This is a genomic window from Parabacteroides provencensis, from assembly GCF_900232875.1.
Classification (GTDB): domain Bacteria; phylum Bacteroidota; class Bacteroidia; order Bacteroidales; family Tannerellaceae; genus Parabacteroides; species Parabacteroides chinchillae.
Map to the genome: position 1 here is coordinate 82738 of NZ_LT960490.1, position 22339 is coordinate 105076.

A 22339-nucleotide genomic window follows, 5' to 3' on the forward strand; every position below is an offset into this window, starting at 1 on the left:
ACCTTATCTTTGCGTCTTGAATTGTAAATGTGTGATTATGAAAAGTCTATATGTTTTTTCATTGTTGTTGATATTTAGTGCATGTAGCGGACAACAGTCTAAAAATACCGAAAAAGAACAAACTGTCGAACGAACCTTTCAGATGGTTGAAGTACCTTCTATGATTACCGAGCCTGATCAGCGGGCTGATTATTTGTCTGTTCATTATTGGGATAAATTTGATTTTAAAGATACTGCTTATATTCATTTACCGGAGGTCACGGAGCAGGCCTTTACTAATTTTATCGATATTTTGAAATATGCTGCGCCGGAGGCAGTAGCGTCTGCAATTAAAGGTATGATGAATAAAGCTGATGCAGACAGCACTATGTTTGCCTATTTTGCAGGTTTATATGAGAAATATTTGTATGATCCTAATTCTCCCATGCGTAATGAGGAGTTTTACATACCTGCTTTACAGTCAATAATAGCATCATCTTCCTATGATGAAGTAAATAAAATCCGCCCCCAACATTTATTGGAGCTGGCGTTAAAGAATAGAGCCGGAGAATCGGCAACCGATTTTACTTATACATTAGCAAATGGAAAAACAGGTACTCTGCACGGAATAAAATCCGATTATTTATTGCTTTTCTTTTATAATCCCGATTGTCATGCGTGCAAAGAAGTTACGGATCAACTTACAAGTTCTGTAACAGTAAAAGAACTGGAGAAAAATAAGAAACTTAAAGTCCTTGCTGTCTATCCTGATGAAGATTTGACAGCTTGGAAAGCACACCTTTCTTATATGCCGGCAGGCTGGATCAATTCATATGATAATAGCCTATCTTTAAAGAATGAAGAAATTTATGATTTAAAAGCAATACCGACTCTTTATTTATTGGATAAAGACAAGAGAGTTCTTTTGAAAGATTGTGCGTACCCGCAGCTGGAAGATTATTTATTACAACAAACTCAATAAGTTATGAGATCAATTTTATTTTCATTAATTCTCCTGGCAGGTGTTAGTTTGACAACTTCTGCCCAGTTTAAGATTGGTGGAAAGTCCATCAATACGAAGAAATTAGTAAATGCAGCGTCGGACGTTGCCCATGCAGTTACGTTGTCGGATGCAGATGTTGCAGCAATGGCAAGAGAATATATCCAATGGGTGGATACGCATAATGAAGTAGCCGGTCCGGATACAGAGATGGGACAACGCTTGGAACGGATTACTTCTAACCTGAAAAAGATAGACGGTTTAGATTTAAATTTCAAGGTCTATAATGTTATAGATGTCAATGCTTTTGCTTGTGGCGACGGAAGCGTACGGGTGTGTGGCGGCTTGATGGATGTTATGGATGATAATGAGGTGCTGGCTGTTATAGGTCATGAGATAGGCCACATCGTTCACACCGATTCAAAAGATGCAATGAAAAGTGCATACATGACTTCTGCTGCCAAAAATGCAGTAGGTTCTGTTAACGGAGCTGTTGCAAAACTGACAGATTCGCAACTTGGAGATTTGGCTGAGGCATTTGCTAGTGCTCAGTATTCTCAGAAACAGGAAGGCGAAGCAGACGATTTTGGTTTCCAGTTCAGTGTTGACAACGGACAAGATCCATATAGCATGCACAATGCACTCAAGAAGTTGATGGAGTTGAGCGATGGCCAGCAGAAATCATCTAAATTCCGTCAGATGTTTTCAAGTCATCCTGATACGCAGAAGCGTGTTGACAGAATGAAAGCAAAGGCCGACGAATATTCAAAGTAATTATTGAATAGACGTTAACCGGTGCCGGTTAAATAATTTATAAGTTGAAATATTGCTAAAATCGAAGAGTTTTGTGCCTGATTATATATGTTGTATAACATAAAGTGCGTATATTTGCACTGTGTTTTTCATGGTATTAGATTTAAGGTTAGCAATGAAGATTGGTTGTCCGTGACGGATAACCTTTTCTTTTTTATATAGGTCTTTTCTCTTTGTATTTCTTTCACCCGAAAATTAGTTATATTCATTTTAATATTAAATAGAGCTACAACAATCTGTTTCTTTACATTTTTACCGCTTTTTCTTTTGTTGAAGTAAGAAATAAATTACGAAATAATATTACTTTTGTCTTTATATATGATTTCTAAACATATCAGACGTGGATGCAAAGATAAAATTACGAGTTCAGGGACTAACAAACAGTCAGGTACAATCGGGAGCCTATGCTTTAATATTGGCTGAAGAAGATGGCCCGCGTCGTATTCCTATTATCGTAGGAACGTCCGAGGCACAATCCATAGCGATTGCCCTGGAGCATATTATACCTCCACGCCCTCTTACCCATGATTTGTTCTTTACATTTGCGCAGGCTTTCGGCATACATTTGCGTGAAGTGTTTATTTATAAATTTGAAGACGGTGTATTTTATTCGGAGTTATTATTTGACGACGGGACTAACCAGGTACGTTTGGATTCGAGAACTTCGGATGCGATTGCTATAGCTCTTCGGGTGAAATGCGATATTTATACGACTGAAGAGATTGTTCGTGAGAGCGGAGTCGTTTTGGAAGAAGTCCCGTTTGTGAATGAAAAGGAGAATGAATATGATGATCTTGAAGAGATGGAGCCGGAAGATATCCATGATGAAAGCCAATTGAAAAAATGGCTTGCTTTATTAGACATCGAAGAAATAAAGGAACGTCTGGAGGAAGCTATTTCAGAAGAGAATTACGAATATGCGAAAATGTATAAAGACGAGTTGCGTCGTCGTGAAGAGGAGGACAATTCTAAATGATTGAAGAACACGGTGGGTTTGGATTAATTACGCTATTGCGTGGAATCCTGGGTATTATTGTGATATTGGCGATAGCGTATGGTTTGAGTTATGACCGTAAACGTATTGACTGGAAACTGGTAGGCGGTGGTTTGCTGATGCAGATCATATTTGCTTTAGCTGTATTATATGTGCCTTTTGTCGGAGGATTATTGGAAGGTCTTGGTAAGATATTTGTCAAACTGATGGACTTTACGGATGCAGGATTAACCTTTTTGTTAGGGCCGTATGCTTCCAAAGCTGCCGGATTTAGCTTCTTACTCCATTCTTTGCCGATCGTAATATTCTTTTCAGCATTAGTATCTATGTTTTATCACTGGGGAATTATCCAGCGTGTAGTTGGCGGATTCTCCTGGGTATTGCGTCGCTTTATGAATATATCCGGTTCGGAAGGATTAGTTGCTTCCGGGAATATATTTATGGGAATGACAGAATCTCCGGTCTTGATTAAGAATTATCTGCCCACAATGAACCGTTCGGAAATCTTTTTGGTAATGGTTTCCGGAATGGGTACAATTGCAGGTTCTGTTATGGGAACCTATATTGGAATGTTGGGCGGAACCGATCCTGTGGCAAAAGTTATGTTTGCCAAACACTTGCTTTCTGCTTCTGTGATGGCTGTCCCCGGTTCCATAGTATTGGCTAAGATGCTTTGTCCGCAAACAGAAAAAGCCTCAGACCATGCTGTTGGCTTGGAGAAGGAAGGACGCAATTCTAATATATTGGATGCAATTTCTTCAGGAACGGTAACCGGTGTAAAGCTGATGACGAATATTGCAGCTATGCTTTTGGTTTTTATCTCTCTGGTGGCATTGGCTAATTATGTAACCGAGGATATAATAGGGCGCTATACCGGTTTGAATGATTGGATTGTAAGAATAACAGATGGCAAAGCACAAGGATTGACTTTCCAATTTATACTGGGGGTAATAACTTCTCCTTTTATGTGGTTGATAGGTGTCCCCAGTCAGGATGTTATGCTAGTGGGATCGTTATTGGGACAGAAAACAATATTAAACGAGTTTGTTGCCTATTTCCAGCTGCAACAATGGAAGGATGCAGGATTATTTATGTACCAGAAATCCGTATTGATGTCTACTTATATATTGTGTGGCTTTGCCAATATCTCATCTATCGGCATATTGTTAGGAGGTTTGGGAGTGCTTGCTCCTGAAAAGCGGGGGGTGATCTCACGTATTGGTGTGTTGGCAATGGTAGGCGGTGCACTGGTATCGGTTCTTTCGGCTACTATTATAGGTATGATACTCGGATAATTATAAGTTAATAACAGATAGTTAGTTAGCAGTGCAGATTTTTTATACACCTGATATCGCAACAAATCTTGAAATGCCTGAAGAAGAGGCAGGTCATTGTATTCGTGTGCTTCGCTTGACAGAAGGAGATGAAATTTTATTGACTGACGGACAAGGCAGTTTTTACAAAGCGGCTATTAGTCGTGCCCATCCGAAGCATTGTGAAGTAAATATTCTGGAAACATGGAAGCAGCCTGCCTTGTGGAATTTTAATCTACATATAGCAGTTGCTCCGACAAAGAATATGGACCGGATGGAATGGTTTGCAGAGAAGGCCACGGAAATAGGGATCGACCGGATTACCTGCCTGAATTGCCGTTTCTCGGAACGAAAAGAGATCAAACCTGCCCGTTTGGAGAAGATTCTGATTAGTGCGATGAAGCAGTCGCAAAAAGCTATTGTGCCGAAACTGGATGGAATGACAGACTTTAAATCATTCATATCTGCTCCTTTTGACGGCCGCAAATTCATTGCTCATTGTGAGGAAGGAGAGAAGCCTCTTTTAAAGAAAACATACCGGGCAGGAGAAAATGCCCTTATTCTGATTGGTCCCGAAGGTGATTTTAGTCCTGAAGAAATAGAACTGGCCCGAAAGAATGGTTTTGAACCGATTTCTCTGGGCGAAAGCAGACTGCGTACAGAGACGGCTGCTTTAGTTGCTTGTCATACGATTCATATACTAAATCAATAATCATATCTACTGCAGAGTATGACTGAGAAAGAAGAATGTATGTATAGTGAATATAAAAAAGATATACCTTTTGCATTTAGAAGACTTGCCTTCTGCTGCAAAAGGTATATTATTTAAACGGGAATGTTATTTACTCCCACTCGATCGTTGCATTCGGTTTCGGTGACATATCGTAGCAGACACGATTGACATTTTTAACCTCTTTCAGAATACGATCCGTAATCTTCATAAGGATAGGCCAGTCAACGGTCTCTATTGTGGCAGTCATGGCATCCACCGTGTTCACGGCACGGATGATAACTGGCCATTCAAATGAACGGGCGTTATCGCGTACACCAACCGATTTGAAATCGGGTACAACGGTAAAGTATTGCCATACCTTCTTATCCAGTCCGGCATTCTGAAATTCTTCACGCAAGATAGCGTCGGCTTCACGTACGGCTTCCAGACGGTCGCGTGTGATAGCTCCCAAACAACGAACGCCTAATCCGGGACCCGGGAACGGCTGACGGTAAACCATCTCGTGAGGTAATCCCAATTCGAGACCGCAGGCACGCACTTCGTCTTTGAATAACTGGCGTAAAGGTTCAACCAGTTCAAACTTCATATCTTCCGGCAGACCGCCTACGTTGTGATGAGATTTAACCATCTTGGCTGTCTTGGTTCCGCTTTCTACAATGTCGGGATAGATTGTACCCTGTGCCAGGAAGTCTATGCCTTCCAGTTTGCGGGCTTCCTCTTCGAAAACGCGGATAAATTCGCCGCCAATAATCTTGCGTTTTTCTTCCGGATCGGCTACGTTTTCCAGCTTGCCGAGGAAGCGGTCGGTAACGTCTACATAGATCAGGTTCGCTTTCAACTGATTCTTGAACAATTCTACGACAGCTTCCGATTCGCCTTTACGCATCAAACCATGATTTACGTGTACACAAACCAGATTATCGCCGATAGCTTTCAGCAGCAGCCCTGCAACAACCGAGCTGTCTACACCACCCGATAAAGCAAGCAACACTTTGCGGTTGCCTACCTGGCGTCTTACAAGTTCTATCTGGTCGTTTACGAAGTTGGTCATGTTCCAGTTTGTTTCGGCCTTGCAAGTGTCGAATACAAACGGCCTGACAGCATTCTTGATCGCTTCTATATCATCCGTGAACCGGTTTAGTTTAACCGCGCATAATGCTTTGTCGTGTCCGGCTGCCATAACCGGGACTCCTGCATTATATATATCCGGATTCACATCGATAGCTACACCGTCTATAACATTGTTAGGACCACCGTTGATGATAATACCCTTTACGTTCGGAAGTGCTTTTAGTTCTTCAATCGTAATGTCGTGCGGATAAATCTCGCTGTAAACACCGAGTGCACGGATGGCTCTGGCCAGTACGGTATTCTCGTGGCTGCCCAAGTCCAGAATGACAATCATATCCTGCTTCATTTTTTATATCTTTAAATTAGTAGATCTGTTTCGTTTAGCTGTCTGTATTCCCGCTTTATTCCCACTCGATTGTTGCGGGAGGCTTGGAGCTGATGTCGTAAACTACGCGGTTTACGCCTTTCACCTTGTTGATGATCTCGTTCGATACTTTTGCAAGGAATTCGTAAGGCAATTGTGCCCAGTCGGCCGTCATTGCATCTGTAGAAGTTACAGCACGCAAAGCCACTGTGTTTTCGTAAGTACGTTCGTCGCCCATAACACCAACAGACTGAATAGGAAGGAGGATAACACCCGCCTGCCATATCTTATCGTACAATCCCCATTCGCGCATCAGGTTCATGTAGATGGCATCGGCATCCTGCAAGATACGTACTTTTTCAGGAGTGATGTCGCCCAGGATGCGGATACCCAACCCTGGTCCGGGGAACGGATGGCGTTTGATAAGATGTGCCTGCATACCCATTTCCATACCTATGCGGCGTACTTCATCTTTGAACAGAAGACGCAACGGTTCAACCAATTTCAGGTGCATATCTTCCGGCAGTCCGCCTACGTTATGGTGGCTCTTGATAACCGTTCCGGTGATAGACAACGATTCGATCACATCCGGGTAAATCGTACCTTGGCCGAGCCATTTAATATCTTTCAGTTTGCGGGCTTCTTCATTAAATACGTCGATGAAGCCTTTGCCTATAATCTTACGTTTCGCTTCCGGATCGGATACACCGGCCAGTTCGCTGTAAAACTTATCTTTTGCATTTACCCCGATCACGTTCAGACCCAGGTGCTCATAGTCTCTCATCACATTCTCGAACTCGTTCTTGCGGAGCAATCCGTGATCTACGAAAATGCAGGTCAGGTTTTTACCGATCGCCTTATTCAGTAATACGGCGGTTACAGAGCTGTCTACGCCACCGGATAAAGCCAGGATTACCTTGTCATCTCCCAGTTGTTCCTTCAGTTCGGCAACAGTCGATTCGATAAAGGATGCCGGAGTCCAGTCTTTGGCACATCCGCATATATTCAGGAAGTTATCGAGCAGCTTTGTTCCGTCGGTCGAGTGGAATACTTCCGGGTGGAATTGTACGCCCCAGGTCTGTTCTCCTTCCACATGGTAGGCGGCTGCCTGTACATCGTCTGTGCTGGCAATTACCTTGAAGGTATCGGGAAGTTTGGTGATCGTATCGCCGTGCGACATCCATATCTGCGAACCGGTGATGATTCCTTCCAGTAACGGATCTTTACTGTTGATATATGAAAGGTTAGCGCGTCCGTATTCGCGCGAATTAGCCGACTCTACATTTCCTCCCGACGTATAAGCCAGATATTGAGCTCCGTAACAAATGCCTAATACCGGATATTTACCGCGAATCTCGCTCAGGTCCGTTTTAAAAGCATTGGTGTCATAAACAGAATAAGGACTGCCTGAAAGGATAACCCCTTTCACATCGGTAGCATCATACGGGAACTTGTTGTAAGGGACAATCTCGCAATACATATTCAACTCCCGGACTCTGCGCCCGATCAGTTGTGTTGTTTGCGAGCCGAAATCAAGAATAATAATTTTCTCGTGCATGCAAATGTCTATGTTTAATTGAAGTGGTGCAAAGGTAGTAATAAATTAGGGAAGCAGAAAAATGTGTATGTAAATATTCTGTTAATTTACGTATGTTTGTTCTCTCTAAACAAAACGTTCCGATGAATAAAATGAATAAGAAGATACTCCAACTGGCAATACCGTCTATTATATCCAATATAACTGTGCCTCTGTTGGGCTTGATTGATGTAACTATTGTAGGACATTTGGGTTCGGCTGCTTATATCGGTGCCATTGCCGTAGGAGGCCTGTTATTTAATATTATTTATTGGAGCTTTGGCTTCCTGCGGATGGGGACAAGCGGCCTGACTTCTCAAGCTTATGGAAAGCGTGATCTGGATGAGGTTGTTCGCGTTTTGGTTCGTGCTGTTAGTGTAGGCTTGTTTATAGCCGCGTTACTTTTTGTCTTTCAATATCCGATAGAGAAGATTGCTTTTTATTTATTAGACACCAGCGAGGAGGTGAGGTCTTTAGCATCCGTTTATTTTCGTATATGTATATGGGGAGCTCCGGCGGTGTTGGGGTTATATGGGTTTGTAGGATGGTTTATTGGTATGCAAAACTCCCGTTTTCCGATGTTCATAGCTATAACGCAGAATATACTGAATATCATTTTTAGTTTAGTGCTGGTTTTTGGCTTTCACCTGAAGGTGGAAGGTGTGGCATTCGGAACGCTGTTAGCTCAGTATGGCGGACTTTTGATGGCCTTTGTGCTTTGGTTGCGCTACTATAAAAAATTACGGGTAAGAATTTGTATTAAACAAAGTCTGGAACTTAGGGTCATGCGCCGTTTCTTTTCCGTCAACGGAGATATTTTTCTCAGAACGTTGTGTTTAATTGCAGTTACTACTTTTTTTACTTCCACCGGAGTTAAGCAAGGTGATGTAGTGTTGGCGGTCAATACCTTGTTGATGCAACTCTTTACTTTGTTTTCTTATATCATGGATGGCTTTGCTTATGCGGGCGAAGCTTTGTCCGGACGTTATGCCGGCGCGGGTAATATGACCTCTTTACGGCGTGCTGTTCGTACCCTGTTTTATTGGGGCACAGGCTTAGCGTTTTTCTTCACATTATTATATGGTATGGGCGGAGAAGGCTTTCTGTCTTTATTGACAAATAATCAAGACGTGATAGAAGAAGCAAACACCTATTTTTATTGGGTTTTGGCAATCCCTTTTGCCGGTTTTGCTGCATTCTTGTGGGATGGTGTATGTATTGGCGTTACGGCTACGCGTTCGATGTTGTATTCTATGTTTGTGGCTATGGCCGGTTTTTTTCTGGTCTATTTTGTGTTTCAGACAAACATGGGCAATCATGCACTTTGGATGGCTTTTCTTATCTATTTATCCTTGCGGGGATTGCTACTTACCGGATGGTATTTTAGGTTTGTTCCCGGAAACCGGTAATATAAACTCTATCACTTTGTCACCTTCTGTCACTTTCTTCGGGGCTTATTCCAAAATTGCAAAATGATCCAATATCTGGCGTAATCAATTGATACATATATTATTACTCCATTATCACAGGATTGTATCTGCAACGCTTTAGTGCTTCCCGCGAACACTTTTTATTACTTTTGGCTTGACCCAAAAGTAACCAAAAGGTCAAGGCTACACCGTCCGGGCTACTCCGGCAAAAGACTTCGCTTAACCAGCGGAACTCGCTTCGCTCAAAATCGTTTCTGTCACTTTTGGCTTGACCCAAAAGTAACCAAAAGGTCAAGGCTACACCATCCGGGCTACTCCGGCAAAAGACTTTGCTTAACCAGCGGAACTAGCTTCGCTCAAAATCGTTTCTGTCACTTTTGGCTTGACCCAAAAGTAACCAAAAGGTCAAGGCTGCACCGTCCGGGCTACTTCGGCAAAAGACTTCGCTGAACCAGCGGAACTCGCTACGCTCAGACAGCCGCTGGTTTCGTCGCTGTGTCTTTTACCTGCGTTTAACGCCCTGCCGCTGATGCCGCTAACGAGAAAGCACNACACCGTCCGGGCTACTTCGGCAAAAGACTTCGCTGAACCAGCGGAACTCGCTACGCTCAGACAGCCGCTGGTTTCGTCGCTGTGTCTTTTACCTGCGTTTAACGCCCTGCCGCTGATGCCGCTAACGAGAAAGCACAGCTTTCTTTTGGGATGGCCAATAGAGCCTGTTCTTTTATGGCTTTAGCCTGGTTTCAATTGCCGTCTGCTTCAGCGGACGGACTAAAAGGGGATATATCTGTATTGGCTTTAGCCAAATTTCTTCTTGGAAAGCTCTTTTTGATTATCTCATTCTTATTGGGCTAAAGCCCTTGAAAGATGAAGGCTCTATTATCCGTCGGTTGAAACCGACGGCAATTGAAACCAGGCTAAAGCCATTTAGGGAAAGTGTTCGCGGGAGTGTTAAAATGAAATCTGCATTGACCGTTTTTAGGAGTTTAAAAACCGCATCGGCGTGATGTAATATTTTCTACAATAGCAAGTTGTATGATTACATGGAATGTCTGTAGATAATTTTTCGGATTTTGAAACACCCCCCGAAGAAAGTGACAGAAGGTGACAAAGTGAACCCTTAAACGACCCTTTGTTGAGACCCATGTATGACAGTATTTGGGTAGGCAACTAAATTGAATAAGATAGGCAATCAGGCAGGAAAGGGTAGTCAACCGAAATATTTTCATCCTTATCGTTTTACAGACTCATAGTTATGACTTTCCAAAATCATAACTATGAGTCCGTTTTTTGTCCGGTTTGCGTCATTGGTGTGCTTTAATGCAAGTTGCCGGTTTTAACGCTGCAAAATACGTTTGTTAATATAATATTAAAATATGTAAAACCTTGCCGGATCATTTTATAGACATCTTATTAAATACTACTTTTGCACGTTCATTTATACATGTGTGTATGGATACTGAAAAGAGAGAAACGAAAGAGATAAATAAATTTTCGCTGCTTATTGTTGCAGTAATTGTGTTGGTTCTTATCTTAGCTGGTGCCGGATATTATATTTTTCACCAGAAGCAACAAATGGAAGGGTTGGTGCAGACATTCGATCTTGAGAAAGAGTCTCTTGAAGACGAGTATAATGAGTTGTCGATGACCTATGAAGGATATAAATTCAGTGTAAACAATGACTCGCTGGTTGCTTTGTTATCGACAGAACAGGCAAAGGTACAACGTCTTTTGGAAGAGCTACGCACTGTTAAGGCTACTAATGCCAAGGAAATTTCGCGTCTTAAGAAAGAATTGGAAACGTTACGTAAGATTATGCGGAACTATGTGGCACAGATCGATTCGCTGCATAAGGAAAATACCCAGCTGAAAGAAGAAAATAAAGAGGTTGTGAAGAAGTTTCAGCAAGCTACTTCTACTGCTGCTAACTTGAAGAAAGAAAAAGAAAAATTAACCGAACGTGTTACTCTGGCCAGCCGTCTGGACGCTACGGATATTAGCGTAACTCCTGTGAATTCGCGCGGGAAATTAGCAAAGAAAATAAGTAAGATGCAGCAGTTTGTTGTCAACTTTAAGATTGCGAAGAATATCACAGCTCCGGTGGGAGAGAAGGTTCTGTATGTACGTATTATGAAACCGGATGACGATATATTGGTAAAGAGCCGCGGGAATGTATTTGCTTTTGAGGGAAAAGACATCAACTATTCTATGAAAAAGCTGATTGAATACGAAGGTGAAGAAGTAGCCGTTACAATGTATTGGGATATTGAAGAATTTCTTTCTCCGGGTACTTACCGTGCCGATATTTTTGCAGACGGTAATTTGATAGGACGCCGAAGTTTTGAACTAAAAGACTGATTTATGGAAACCGATGCATCCTTTGCAAGGTTGTTAGCCGATATACCCGAAGCTCTGGCAGGGGATAAGGCTTTTGTGAAGGAGTTGGAAGACCGGGCTAAAGTGCTGAATGTAAAAAAAGGCGACTACCTTCTTCGTACCGGCGAATTATGCCAGGATGCATATTTTATCAACAAAGGCTTATTCATTAATCTATATATAAGTGAAAAAGGGGAAGAGGCGGTTACCGGATTTGCTGCCGACAGCGAATTTCCTTTTCTTTCCGCTATAGGTTATTTCACCCAGGCTCCTTCCGATTTTGAGATAAAAGCTATCGAAGATGGTGAATTGCTTTGTTTCTCACGCGTGCAAATAGAGGAAATGTCGCTGCGTTATCCCTTGTTTGCCTCTTATTACCAGAATGTGATGCTAACTATTATTGCCAAACTTTATTCTATGTTTGCAGTGCGGCAGTCTTGTACGGCCGAGGAATTTATAAAGTATCTCTACAATCATTATAAATGGATCATTAACCGCGTGCCCGATAAATACATAGCCCAATATATGGGGGTTAGCAATACGTGGTACTGTAAACTGAAGAAACGTATCTTTTGTTGAATTAATTCAATTTTATATTTAATTCAAACCTGTACTTTTGTGCCGGATATTCATATATTTGTCCTTATTAGGGTGTTAGAATGAAAAACGGAACGAAGATGAAACGAATCATTGTATTATTGGTACTATTGATGACGCTTGGCCAAGCCTATTCCCAACAAGTGCTGACTTTGGAAGAATGTCGTAACTTAGCTATTCGTAACAATAAGGAACTGCGTATTTCCGGCGAGAAAATCAAGATGGCGGATAATGAAAAGAAAGCCGCTCTTACCAAGTATTTTCCACAGCTTTCGGCAATGGGAGCTTATATGTGGAACCAAAAAGATTTGAATCTGTTGGATATGGGGGCTTTGCAGTCTGCCATCGGTTCTTCGTTGGGAGAACTGGCTCATTTGCCTATCGTGGATAAAGTGGTAGGAGGTGTAAACGATCTTCAGCATCTTGACATACAGAATGTATGGGTCGGAAGCGTATCGTTGGTACAACCCGTATTTATGGGAGGGAAGATTGTATCTTACAATCAGATAACCCAATATGCCAGACAACTGGCACTTTCCATGAACGACTTGCAATTGCAGGAAACAATCTATAAAACCGACGAAACGTACTGGCAGGTTATTTCTTTGGTAAATAAGAAGAAACTGGCAGATGCTTATGTGCAGCTTCTTCGCAAGATGGATAGTGATGTCACTGCTATGATAACAGAAGGTGTGGCAACGGAGGCCGACGGTTTGTCTGTAAAAGTAAAACTTAATGAGGCGGAAATGGCACAGACGAAAGTGGAAAACGGCTTGGCTCTGTCGCGTATGCTTTTAGCCCGGATTTGTGGTTTGCCATTAGAGCAGGCTTTAATACTGGCAGATGAAAATATAGAAGATTTTCCTGTTACTGTTCCGGATGCTTCGGCCGATGTAAACGAGGCTTTTATGAATCGCTTTGAACTGAAAAGCCTTGATCTGGCAAAGAAGATATACCAGAAGAAGGAACGGATAGTACTTTCCGAAATGCTGCCTAGCGTAGCTTTGTCCGCGAACTATTTTGTAACGAATCCGAACCTGCATAATGGCTTTAAAAACGAGTTTTCCGGGATGTTCAATATAGGGGTGATGGTAAAAGTTCCATTGTCTGGTTGGTGGGAAGGTACTTACAAACGTAATTCGGCCCGGGCTGAAACCCATATTAAAGCATTAGAGTTGGAAAATGCCCGTGAGAAAGTAGAATTGCAGGTAAATCAGTCTGTTTACAAGGTAAATGAAGCAGGCAAGAAGTTGATAGCTTCTTCACGCAATATGGAAAAAGCTGATGAAAATCTTCGCCATGCCAACTATGGCTTCGAAGAAGGTGTTATCCCTGCTCTTAACTTGATGGAAGCTCAGACGGCTTGGGTGTCTGCCCGTTCCGAATTGATTGATGCACAAATTGATGTAAAGCTGACTAAGGTTTATCTGGATAAAGCATTGGGCAAACTTTCTTCAAACGAATAGAATAATAACAATATAAAACGATATACAGAGATGAACGAAGATAAGAAGTTTACGATCAGTAACATGATGCTGGCATTCATTGCCGTGTTGGTAGTAGTTGGTTTGGTTGCTTTGGCCGGATTCTTTTTACTTACGCCTCCCGATGATATTATTATGGGACAGGCAGAAGCCACGCAGGTGCGTATCTCCGGAAAAGTTCCGGGACGTATTGACTCTTATCGCTTTGGAGAAGGAGACAGGGTAAAGGCTGGCGATACATTGGTTTTCTTGCATACACCGGAGGTTGAAGCTAAGTTGCAACAGGCAGAAGCCGTTCGTCAGGCTGCTGAAGCCCAGAGTGCAAAAGCGCAACATGGAGCTCGTTCGCAGGAAGTGACGGGTGCATATGAGTTGTGGCAAAAAGCGCAGGCCGGTTTAGAGATTGCCAAAAAGTCGTACGACCGTATTCAGAACCTGTATGATAAAGGTGTGATGTCTGCGCAGAAACGGGATGAGGTGGAAGCAAACTATAAAGCGATGGTTGCTACCGAGAAGGCGGCCCGTTCGCAATATGAAATGGCAAAAGAAGGTGCCCGTAAGGAAGATAAAGCAGCGGCTGCGGCATTGGTTCAGCAGGCCGGCGGAGCTGTTGCCGAAGTGGAATCTTATCTGAATGAATCGGCTTTGGTATCTCCGATAGACGGTGAAGTCTCCGAACGTTTTCCTGAAGTAGGAGAGCTGGTAGGAACCGGAGCACCTATTATGAATATTACCGATTTGAATGATATGTGGGTTACGTTCAGTATCCGCGAAGATTTGTTGAAGGATATAAAAGTGGGCTCCGAATTGCAGGCTTTTATTCCTGCTTTCGATAATCAGCCTGTAACATTGAAAGTATATTACATGAAGGATATGGGTTCGTATGCCGCTTGGAAAGCAACGAAGACGAACGGTCAATATGACTTTAAAACATTTGAGGTTCGTGCCCGTCCTGCGCAGCCAGTGGCCGACCTTCGTCCCGGTATGTCTGTTATCCTGAAAAAGAAATCGAAGTAACCAGACTATGACTATAAAGCAGTGTTTACATAGTATTCGTAACGTAGCGGCGCGGGAAATGCATCGGCTGGTTGAAAAGCCGATTTATATCTTCTGCATGCTGGTTGCACCTGTGCTTTGCATTGTGTTTTTTCTGTCACTGATGAAAGATGGTTTGCCTACTGATATGCCTGTTGCTGTAGTAGATATGGACGGATCGGCTACATCACGTAATCTTATCCGCCAGTTAGATGCTTTTGAACAGACGAAGGTGGTAATGCGCACGCAATCTTTTTCCGAAGCCCGCAGGGAAATGCAGAAAGGGAATATATATGGTATCTTTTATATACCTGAAGATTTTGCAGTAAAGGCTACAACAGGTAAACAACCAAAGTTGTCATTTTATACAAATGGCACTTATCTGATAGCTGCTTCTTTATTGTTTCGCGACATGAAGACGATGTCCGTGTTGGCCGGTGCGTCTGTAGGGCTGCAAATGGGAAAGGCTAAAGGATATACTGAAGCCCGGATTATGGGACAATTACAACCTATAGTGATAGATACGCACCCGATTGGTAACCCGTGGCTTAACTATTCCGTATATCTTAATAATACGTTATTGCCGGGCATATTGCAGTTGATGATATTCCTTGTTACCGTATTTAGTATCGGGGCAGAGATTAAATATGCTACATCCCGAAAATGGCTGGAAATGGGGAATGGTTCGCTTACTGTAAGTTTGATAGGGAAACTGCTGCCGCACACACTGATATTTACATTGATTGGTTTTATGTGTTGTGCTGTTTTATATGGTTTCAATGCTTTCCCTTTGCATAGTGGTTGGACGCCTATGCTGGCAGCTCTGTTTTTGTTGGTTCTGGCATCACAGGCGATGGGGATCTTTATGATTGGTGTATTGCCTACATTGCGACTGGGACTTAGTTTTGCCAGTTTGTTCGGTATGATCGCTTTCTCTATTGTAGGTTTTTCGTTTCCTGTATTGGGAATGGACCCAACATTGCAGGCATTGAGCAATCTGTTTCCTTTGCGTCATTACTTTCTTATTTATGTAGATCAGGCTTTAAATGGCCGGGATTTGTATTATACGATCGATCAATATTTGTGGTTGCTTGGTTTTCTTATACTTCCGTTTCTGATAGGAAAGAATTTAAAAGGAGCCTTGCTTTACTTTAAATATATTCCGTAAGAGATATGAAAAAAGAGCATCGTTTACGATATATTATCAAGGAAGGCATTCTGGATACATGTTATATCTGGAAGGATGAACTGAAGAATGTGTTCAAAGACCCCGGTGTGATGATTTTCTTCTTCCTGGTGCCTTTCATTTATCCTTTGTTGTATTCTTTTATTTATAATAATGAAGTGGTTCATGAGGCAAAACTGGTTGTGGTAGATCAGTCCGATTCTCATCTGAGCCGCGAATTTATCCGTCGTGTCAATGCCACCCCGGATGTGCAGGTAGTTAGTATCTGTCCCGATATGGAAGCTGCCAGGAAAATGATGGATGAGAAGAAAGCATATGGCATCCTTTACTTTCCTTCCGATTTCAGTAAAGAAGTACATAAGGGAAATCAGACGGAAGTTGCTCTTTATTGTGATATGAGCAGTTTGCTTTTTTATAAAGCTTTTCTGCTGGCTTCGATGGAAGTGTCATTGGATATGGGAGCGGAGTTGAGAGCGCATAATAATCCGGCTTCTACGGATAAGCTGCAGGAGATTACTGTTAATCCCATTCCTTATGAATCTATAGCGTTGTATAATACACAGAATGGCTTTGCCAGTTTCCTCGTACCGGCTATTTTGATTTTGGTTATCCAGCAGACATTAATATTAGGCATTGGTATGTTAGGCGGAACAGCACGTGAGAGAAACCGTTTTCATTGTCTGGTTCCTGTGAGCCGCCACTTCAATGGTACGCTACGTATCGTGTTGGGTAAATCGCTTACCTATATTTTGTTGTATGTAATTGTCTGTATCTGGGTTTTGGCTGTTGTTCCGAAACTCTTCGGGTTGCCACAGGTTGGTGAGGCATGGACGGTACTGTTGTTCTTATTGCCCTATTTGTTTGCTTGTATTTTCTTTTCAATGACGTTATCCGGTTTTATGACGTCTCGCGAATCGCCCATGATGGTCTTTGTTTTTACTTCTGTTATATTGTTGTTTATCTCCGGTGTTTCCTGGCCAAAGGAAGCTATCCCGCCTTTTTGGAAAGCTTTGGGATATTTATTCCCGTCTACTCCCGGTATACAGGGTTTTATACGGATAAATACAATGGGAGCGACCCTTAGTGAGGTGGCGGCCGAGTATAAAACGTTATGGATTCAGGCTGGTTTTTATTTTATTACGGCTTGTATTATCTATCGTTACCAGATCATTCGTAGTCGTAAACTTATCATTCGCCAGTATAGATATATGAAAATGAAGCGCTAACTTGTATAGAATCAGCATTTTTTTTACATTTGCTAAAATTCTCAAGCAAACTTAATTATTTACTATGCAAAACAGACGTGATTTTTTGAGACAGGCATCCATGATGCTTGCCGGAGGTTTGGTTGTACCTCAGTTCTTATCTTCCTGCGTTAATAAAAGCGTTGCAAACGAATCTGCTAAAAATGTAGGTCTTCAGTTGTATTCTTTACGTGAAATGGTAAAGGAGTCGGGTATACGGTCTGTACTCGAAACAGCTTCTAAAATCGGGTATAAGAATCTGGAAACAGCCGGTTATGATAACGGTAAAATTTATGGCCTGGCTCCTGCAGAGTTCAAAAAAATGGTGGAAGACCTGGGTATGAAGTGTACGAGTGCACATTTAGGACAGGAATATACCAAAGAAAAAGAAACCGAAGTGATGGCTTGGTGGGACCGTGCTATCGAAGCCCACAATGAATTGGGCGTAAAGTATATGATTCAGCCTTGGATGCCTGTCAATGACCAGACTACGCTAGATGACCTGAAGATGTATTGCGACTATTTTAACACTGTCGGATTTAAGACGGCAGCTGCCAGCATCGGATTTGGTTACCATAATCACAGTTTTGAATTCCGTAAAATCAATGACCAGTTGATTTATGACTTTTTGTTGGATAATGTTAGTCCGAATCATGTATTTTTTGAATTGGATGTATATTGGTGCAAAGAAGCCGGTAGTGATCCGGTGGCTTATCTGAAAGCACGTCCAAGCCAGTTTAAAGCACTTCATATTAAAGATGATAAAGAGATCGGTGCCAGCGGAAAGATGGACTTCAAGCCAATCTTTGACCAAATGTATGCAAATAATATCAAAGACTGGTATGTGGAAATAGAACAATATACAAACAATGACCCTGTAGGCAGCTGTCAGCAAAGTTATGACTTCCTGAATGCAGCGGATTATGTGAAATAATTAATTTACAGTAAAACAATAAAGAACTGGTCTCAAAAGCTATTACCGAACGTAAATCTGTGCATTCTGCTTCATCTGCGTTCGGCAATAACTTTTGAGACCTTTTTTATTTTGTGGCGGAACATATATCCATTATGTTCTTCCAATCATCTGCCAGGCTTTTCATGTCGGAGTATAATAGGTTTGCTCCTTCGTCCAGCAAAACGGAATCAGGCAGAGGGCCCGTGTTTACGGCAATCGTAAAGATACCGGCAGCTACGGCTGCTTTTATTCCCATAGGTGCATTCTCTATAACAAATGCTTCATTAGCTTTTACGCCGGCTTTTTGTAATCCCATCAGATATGGTTCCGGATGAGGTTTCCCATACTTGACGTCAAATGCAGTTACCATCTTTTCGCGAGTGAAGCACCCCGGATAAGTATGGTTTAACTTATTAAGCAGACTGTGTTGTCCGGAGCCGGTAACTACTAAGGTTTGTAATCCGGATGTACGGGCTTGTTTTAATACATCGGCCGCACCCGGCATTGGCTCCCCATCGTTATACTTGTTAAACAAAGAAGATTTTTGTCTATATATCGTCTGTTTTTCTTCTTCGGTTGCATCCCGCTGGAAAGTGCGCTGGTAAAGTGCGTTTATAGTACTGTTGCCTGTTTGCCCTTCAAACATATAAAAATCATCAGGACTGGAAAGAAGATGGTGTTTGGTTGCTACTTCGTGCCATGCACGGGCATGGAAACGCATGGAATCGTATAAAACTCCGTCCATGTCAAATAGAACAGCTTTTGGTAAGATAACTTCCTGTTTGTTTTTTTGCAGATATTGTGTAATTGCCTCTTGGATCATTTTTTTGATTATATGTTTACAGTGAGGCAAAAGTACAATATTTAGAACGTTTTGGCACAGAAATATTGTTTAATAACTGTTGTTGGTTATGTAGAAACCACTATCTTTGATTCATATAATTCGGTTGAACCGTTTGATATATAGGTATTACCTTTTAAAACAAAAGAATATGAAAAGATTTTTACTATTGTTGACTGTATTGTTTGCTGTTTCTGTAAATAAAGGAATGGCTGAGGATTGGACGGATTTACAACATGAGGTTTCCTTTAGCTACGGTGCACTTCCTGTGTTTGATTTGTTGAATTATTATGAGAATCACTTTGATCCGTCGGAGCAATCGGTAAACCTTTACGACGATAAAGGAAAGTTCGGTTCTTTCAATATCAGCTATTTGTTTTTCCCGGATGAAAATTGGGGTATAGGTCTTATATACTCTTACAATAATAGCGATAAGTATATTTTGAATGGTAGTAAACCGATAGGTAATTTCAGCAATTCATTCCATACGATTGCTCCTTCCTTTAAATATAATTGGTTCAATCGTGATTTTGTAACTTTATATTCAAGAGTAAATGTGGGAATTTCTTTGGCTACTACGAAAGTCTCTTTTTATGATGAACAAGAGCACCGAGCTACGGAAAAAACAAAAGTAACACCTTTCTTTATGTACCAGGCTTCACCTATTGGTTTGGAACTGGGTCGCCAGTTTGCAGGTTTTGTTGAAGCGGGTTTCGGGCATATGGGAACGGTCGTTGCCGGTTTAAGATACAGAATGTAAATACGGCTGATAAATAAATAATAAATAAAAAGAAGGTGTGTCAAAAGTCGGAATTAAGGAACGCAGAGCATATTGATAATAAAAATCAGTCTGCGTTCTTCCGTGTGTTCTGCGCCATCTGCGTCCGGTAATAGCGTTTTGATACACCTTCTTTTTATGTTTTAGCGACAAGAATTGTCAGCTGTTATCTTGGCTTATAGTTTTGCTTTTATAGCTTCACTTTCCTTTTCATAACCCGGTTTGTTCAGTAGGGCAAACATGTTCTTTTTGTAGGCTTCAACACCCGGTTGGTCAAAAGGATTGACGCCCAGCATGTAACCGCTGATACCGCAAGCTTTTTCGAAGAAATAGAACAGCTGTCCTATGTAATAGGCGCTTACTTGCGGCAATGTGATTTTCAGGTTTGGAACTCCACCATCCACGTGAGCTAGCTGGGTACCCAGTTCTGCCATCTTGTTTACTTCGTCTACGCGTTTGCATGCAAGAAAGTTCAAACCGTCCAGATTCTCTTTGTCGGTTGGTATAATTACTTTGTGATCCGGGTTTTCAACGGAAATAACAGTTTCAAAGATCGTGCGTTCGCCATCTTGAATCCATTGTCCCATGGAGTGAAGGTCGGTAGTAAAGTCTACGGAAGCAGGGAAAATACCTTTTCCGTTTTTACCTTCACTTTCGCCGTAAAGCTGTTTCCACCATTCACCGATGTAATGGAGTTTCGGATGGAAGTTTGCCAGGATTTCAACCTTTTTTCCACTTTTATATAATTCGTTCCGTGTAGCTGCATAGATAGCTGCAAGGTTTTGTGCAAAAGGTATACTTATATCGGTATTCTTTTCCATGTCTACAGCTCCCTTCACCAGCTCGCGGATGTTGATACCGGCAACTGCTATAGGCAATAAACCTACAGGAGTAAGAACGGAGAAACGTCCGCCTACATTATCGGGGATGATGAATGTCTTGTAACCTTCCTGGTCTGCCAAAGTGCGAAGCGCACCTTTTTTTGCATCTGTTATTGCAACAATACGATGTTTGGCTTCTTCTTTGCCAACGGCATCTTCCAGCATTTTCTTTAACATACGGAAAGCCAAAGCCGGCTCAGTCGTTGTTCCAGACTTGGAAATATTGATGATGCCGAATTGTTTGTCTTTCAAAATCTCACAAAGCTCATACAGATAATCTTCTCCGATATTGTGTCCGGCATAAAGTATAACCGGATTTTTACGGTCTGCCTGTAACCAGTCGAAGCTATTATTCAGAGCTTCTACAACAGCTTTTGTTCCTAAATAACTACCACCGATACCTACGGCAACAACTACTTCGCATTTTGAACGGAGAATGTTTGCTGTGTTTTCAATATCAGCCAACTCTGCTTCTGTGATAGAAGAGGGGAGATGTAACCAACCAAGGAAGTCGTTACCGGCTCCGTTACCATTGTGCAATGTAGCAATGCATTCGTTTGCCTTTGCTTCCTGAGCGTATATCTGCTCTTTTGATACAAAGCCTAGCGCTTTGTCAATGTTTAAACTGATGTTTTCCATAACTTATATCGGTCTTAAAGGGCAAACTTGTAATCTGCCTTTATTTGTTATTATTTGAATGTTTCGGTTAATTGCCTGATTACTGTTGTCGGCGATTTCTTTTTATACAAGATATCGTGTAAGGCATCCAGAATCGGCATGTTTACCTTGTATTTTTCATTAATTTCATAAATACATTTCGTCCCGTAATAACCTTCAGCAATCATCTCCATCTCCAGTTGGGCAGTTTTAACGGAATATCCTTTTCCGATCATTGTTCCGAATGTCCTGTTACGACTAAAACGGGAATATGCCGTAACCAGTAAATCTCCGAGATATACGGAGTCTGTTATATCGCGTTCCAGTCCGTGTACGGCATTCAGGAAGTTTCTCATCTCCTCGATAGCGTTGCAAATGAAAACGGCTATAAAATTATCGCCGTACTTCATGCCGTGGCAGATGCCTGCGACGATAGCATATACGTTTTTCAGAACTGAAGCGTATTCGATACCTGTAACATCTTTACAACACGAGTTGTTCAGATACGTATTTTTGAATACGGGCGCAACAGCTTTTACATGCTCTATATTTGAACATGCAAGGGTGATATATGATAACCGCTCAAGTGCAATTTCTTCTGCATGGCACGGACCGCCGATAACAGCAATGTTCTCAATCGGGACATTATAATATTCTGCAAAATAATCGGCAACCAGCATGTTTTCATCCGGGACGATTCCTTTGATGGCAGAAATGATGAATTTGTCTGTCATTGGAGTGGTTACTTTCATCAAATGCTGCTTGAGGAAAGGCGAAGGAGTTGCAAAGATCAGCGTGTCCGATTCTTTGATTACTTCGTTTATGTCTGTATAGAATTTGATTTTTTCTGTGTCGAATTTTACGGCAGAAAGATAACTGGGGTTATGTCCTTGTTGCAGAAACTCTTCTACTTGGTCAGGTCTGCGCATATACCAGTTAATACTATCTTGGGTAGAAAGTACAATTTTGGCTAAGGCGGTAGCCCAGCTTCCGCCCCCCATTATTGCAATTTTTCCAGGCAATTTCATAGTA

The 22339-nt window shown here is 41.8% G+C and carries 19 protein-coding genes; 14 read left to right on the plus strand and 5 right to left on the minus strand.

From position 1 onward, the window contains the following. Positions 1-31: 31 nt before the first annotated feature. The 5 genes from CTY47_RS11575 (at position 32) to CTY47_RS11595 (ending at position 4811) form a co-directional block, all read left to right on the plus strand. Positions 32-961, plus strand: coding sequence for a DUF5106 domain-containing protein (locus CTY47_RS11575; protein ID WP_099464950.1), 930 nt, complete (start codon positions 32-34; stop codon positions 959-961). A 3-nt stretch (positions 962-964) separates the two neighbouring features. Then, positions 965-1753, plus strand: a complete 789-nt coding sequence (locus CTY47_RS11580; RefSeq protein WP_099464951.1) for a M48 family metallopeptidase — start codon at positions 965-967, stop codon at positions 1751-1753. Between the two features lie 379 nt (positions 1754-2132). Next, the gene (locus CTY47_RS11585) at positions 2133-2768 is read left to right on the plus strand and encodes a bifunctional nuclease family protein (RefSeq protein WP_099464952.1); all 636 of its coding nucleotides are present in this window, start codon (positions 2133-2135) and stop codon (positions 2766-2768) included. Then, on the plus strand, positions 2765-4081 hold the full coding sequence (locus CTY47_RS11590; RefSeq protein WP_099464953.1) for a NupC/NupG family nucleoside CNT transporter: 1317 nt from the start codon (positions 2765-2767) through the stop codon (positions 4079-4081). The genes CTY47_RS11585 and CTY47_RS11590 overlap by 4 nt, the downstream gene beginning before the upstream one ends. 31 nt (positions 4082-4112) lie before the next feature. After that, a complete protein-coding gene (locus CTY47_RS11595) occupies positions 4113-4811 on the plus strand; it encodes a 16S rRNA (uracil(1498)-N(3))-methyltransferase (RefSeq protein WP_099464954.1) in 699 nt (232 codons plus the stop codon). Between the two features lie 130 nt (positions 4812-4941). Here the strand turns inward: CTY47_RS11595 and guaA (CTY47_RS11600) are convergent, their stop codons facing one another. Both guaA (CTY47_RS11600) and guaA (CTY47_RS11605) read right to left on the minus strand, forming a co-directional pair. Then, complete coding sequence (gene guaA, locus CTY47_RS11600) at positions 4942-6249, minus strand: glutamine-hydrolyzing GMP synthase (protein WP_099464955.1); 1308 nt, start codon at positions 6247-6249, stop codon at positions 4942-4944. A 55-nt stretch (positions 6250-6304) separates the two neighbouring features. Further along, positions 6305-7825 (minus strand): glutamine-hydrolyzing GMP synthase, encoded by a 1521-nt coding sequence (gene guaA / locus CTY47_RS11605; protein ID WP_099464956.1) that lies wholly within the window; start codon positions 7823-7825, stop codon positions 6305-6307. 131 nt (positions 7826-7956) lie between these two features. Here guaA (CTY47_RS11605) and CTY47_RS11610 point away from each other — a divergent pair, with 131 nt between their 5' ends. The 8 genes from CTY47_RS11610 (at position 7957) to CTY47_RS11645 (ending at position 18129) form a co-directional block, all read left to right on the plus strand. Further along, positions 7957-9252 carry an MATE family efflux transporter gene (locus tag CTY47_RS11610; RefSeq protein ID WP_099465266.1) on the plus strand — a complete coding sequence of 432 codons (1296 nt, stop codon included), beginning with the start codon at positions 7957-7959 and terminating at the stop codon, positions 9250-9252. Between the two features lie 1473 nt (positions 9253-10725). After that, complete coding sequence (locus CTY47_RS11615; protein WP_099464957.1) at positions 10726-11631, plus strand: hypothetical protein; 906 nt, start codon at positions 10726-10728, stop codon at positions 11629-11631. Positions 11632-11634: 3 nt separating this feature from the next. After that, positions 11635-12228 (plus strand): Crp/Fnr family transcriptional regulator, encoded by a 594-nt coding sequence (locus CTY47_RS11620; protein ID WP_099464958.1) that lies wholly within the window; start codon positions 11635-11637, stop codon positions 12226-12228. A gap of 98 nt (positions 12229-12326) precedes the next feature. Beyond that, positions 12327-13712 (plus strand): TolC family protein, encoded by a 1386-nt coding sequence (locus CTY47_RS11625; protein ID WP_099465267.1) that lies wholly within the window; start codon positions 12327-12329, stop codon positions 13710-13712. 30 nt (positions 13713-13742) lie between these two features. Then, complete coding sequence (locus tag CTY47_RS11630; RefSeq protein ID WP_099464959.1) at positions 13743-14747, plus strand: HlyD family secretion protein; 1005 nt, start codon at positions 13743-13745, stop codon at positions 14745-14747. Positions 14748-14754: 7 nt separating this feature from the next. Then, the gene (locus tag CTY47_RS11635; RefSeq protein WP_099464960.1) at positions 14755-15933 is read left to right on the plus strand and encodes an ABC transporter permease; all 1179 of its coding nucleotides are present in this window, start codon (positions 14755-14757) and stop codon (positions 15931-15933) included. A 5-nt stretch (positions 15934-15938) separates the two neighbouring features. Beyond that, positions 15939-17177 (plus strand): ABC transporter permease, encoded by a 1239-nt coding sequence (locus CTY47_RS11640; protein WP_099464961.1) that lies wholly within the window; start codon positions 15939-15941, stop codon positions 17175-17177. Between the two features lie 64 nt (positions 17178-17241). Beyond that, positions 17242-18129 carry a sugar phosphate isomerase/epimerase family protein gene (locus CTY47_RS11645; protein ID WP_099464962.1) on the plus strand — a complete coding sequence of 296 codons (888 nt, stop codon included), beginning with the start codon at positions 17242-17244 and terminating at the stop codon, positions 18127-18129. Positions 18130-18235: 106 nt separating this feature from the next. Here CTY47_RS11645 and CTY47_RS11650 read toward each other — a convergent pair whose 3' ends face one another. Beyond that, positions 18236-18973, minus strand: a complete 738-nt coding sequence (locus tag CTY47_RS11650; protein WP_099464963.1) for an HAD family hydrolase — start codon at positions 18971-18973, stop codon at positions 18236-18238. A 169-nt stretch (positions 18974-19142) separates the two neighbouring features. Here CTY47_RS11650 and CTY47_RS11655 point away from each other — a divergent pair, with 169 nt between their 5' ends. Next, on the plus strand, positions 19143-19751 hold the full coding sequence (locus CTY47_RS11655; protein WP_099464964.1) for a hypothetical protein: 609 nt from the start codon (positions 19143-19145) through the stop codon (positions 19749-19751). A gap of 194 nt (positions 19752-19945) precedes the next feature. Here CTY47_RS11655 and CTY47_RS11660 read toward each other — a convergent pair whose 3' ends face one another. After that, positions 19946-21289, minus strand: a complete 1344-nt coding sequence (locus CTY47_RS11660; protein WP_099464965.1) for a glucose-6-phosphate isomerase — start codon at positions 21287-21289, stop codon at positions 19946-19948. Positions 21290-21339: 50 nt separating this feature from the next. Further along, positions 21340-22335 carry an NAD(P)H-dependent glycerol-3-phosphate dehydrogenase gene (locus CTY47_RS11665; RefSeq protein WP_099464966.1) on the minus strand — a complete coding sequence of 332 codons (996 nt, stop codon included), beginning with the start codon at positions 22333-22335 and terminating at the stop codon, positions 21340-21342. Between the last annotated feature and the right edge of the window lie 4 nt (positions 22336-22339).

Bases quoted from the DNA above. Each gene is read 5' to 3' on its own strand.
- CTY47_RS11655 (WP_099464964.1), top strand. From the start codon at position 19,143: ATGAAAAGATTTTTACTATTGTTGACTGTATTGTTTGCTGTTTCTGTA.
- CTY47_RS11630 (WP_099464959.1), top strand. From the start codon at position 13,743: ATGAACGAAGATAAGAAGTTTACGATCAGTAACATGATGCTGGCATTC.
- CTY47_RS11615 (WP_099464957.1), top strand. From the start codon at position 10,726: ATGGATACTGAAAAGAGAGAAACGAAAGAGATAAATAAATTTTCGCTG.
- CTY47_RS11590 (WP_099464953.1), top strand. From the start codon at position 2,765: ATGATTGAAGAACACGGTGGGTTTGGATTAATTACGCTATTGCGTGGA.
- CTY47_RS11635 (WP_099464960.1), top strand. From the start codon at position 14,755: ATGACTATAAAGCAGTGTTTACATAGTATTCGTAACGTAGCGGCGCGG.
- guaA (WP_099464955.1), bottom strand. From the start codon at position 6,249: ATGAAGCAGGATATGATTGTCATTCTGGACTTGGGCAGCCACGAGAAT.
- CTY47_RS11645 (WP_099464962.1), top strand. From the start codon at position 17,242: ATGCAAAACAGACGTGATTTTTTGAGACAGGCATCCATGATGCTTGCC.
- CTY47_RS11660 (WP_099464965.1), bottom strand. From the start codon at position 21,289: ATGGAAAACATCAGTTTAAACATTGACAAAGCGCTAGGCTTTGTATCA.
- CTY47_RS11665 (WP_099464966.1), bottom strand. From the start codon at position 22,335: ATGAAATTGCCTGGAAAAATTGCAATAATGGGGGGCGGAAGCTGGGCT.
- CTY47_RS11580 (WP_099464951.1), top strand. From the start codon at position 965: ATGAGATCAATTTTATTTTCATTAATTCTCCTGGCAGGTGTTAGTTTG.
- CTY47_RS11640 (WP_099464961.1), top strand. From the start codon at position 15,939: ATGAAAAAAGAGCATCGTTTACGATATATTATCAAGGAAGGCATTCTG.
- CTY47_RS11625 (WP_099465267.1), top strand. From the start codon at position 12,327: ATGAAACGAATCATTGTATTATTGGTACTATTGATGACGCTTGGCCAA.
- guaA (WP_099464956.1), bottom strand. From the start codon at position 7,825: ATGCACGAGAAAATTATTATTCTTGATTTCGGCTCGCAAACAACACAA.
- CTY47_RS11650 (WP_099464963.1), bottom strand. From the start codon at position 18,973: ATGATCCAAGAGGCAATTACACAATATCTGCAAAAAAACAAACAGGAA.
- CTY47_RS11610 (WP_099465266.1), top strand. From the start codon at position 7,957: ATGAATAAGAAGATACTCCAACTGGCAATACCGTCTATTATATCCAAT.
- CTY47_RS11620 (WP_099464958.1), top strand. From the start codon at position 11,635: ATGGAAACCGATGCATCCTTTGCAAGGTTGTTAGCCGATATACCCGAA.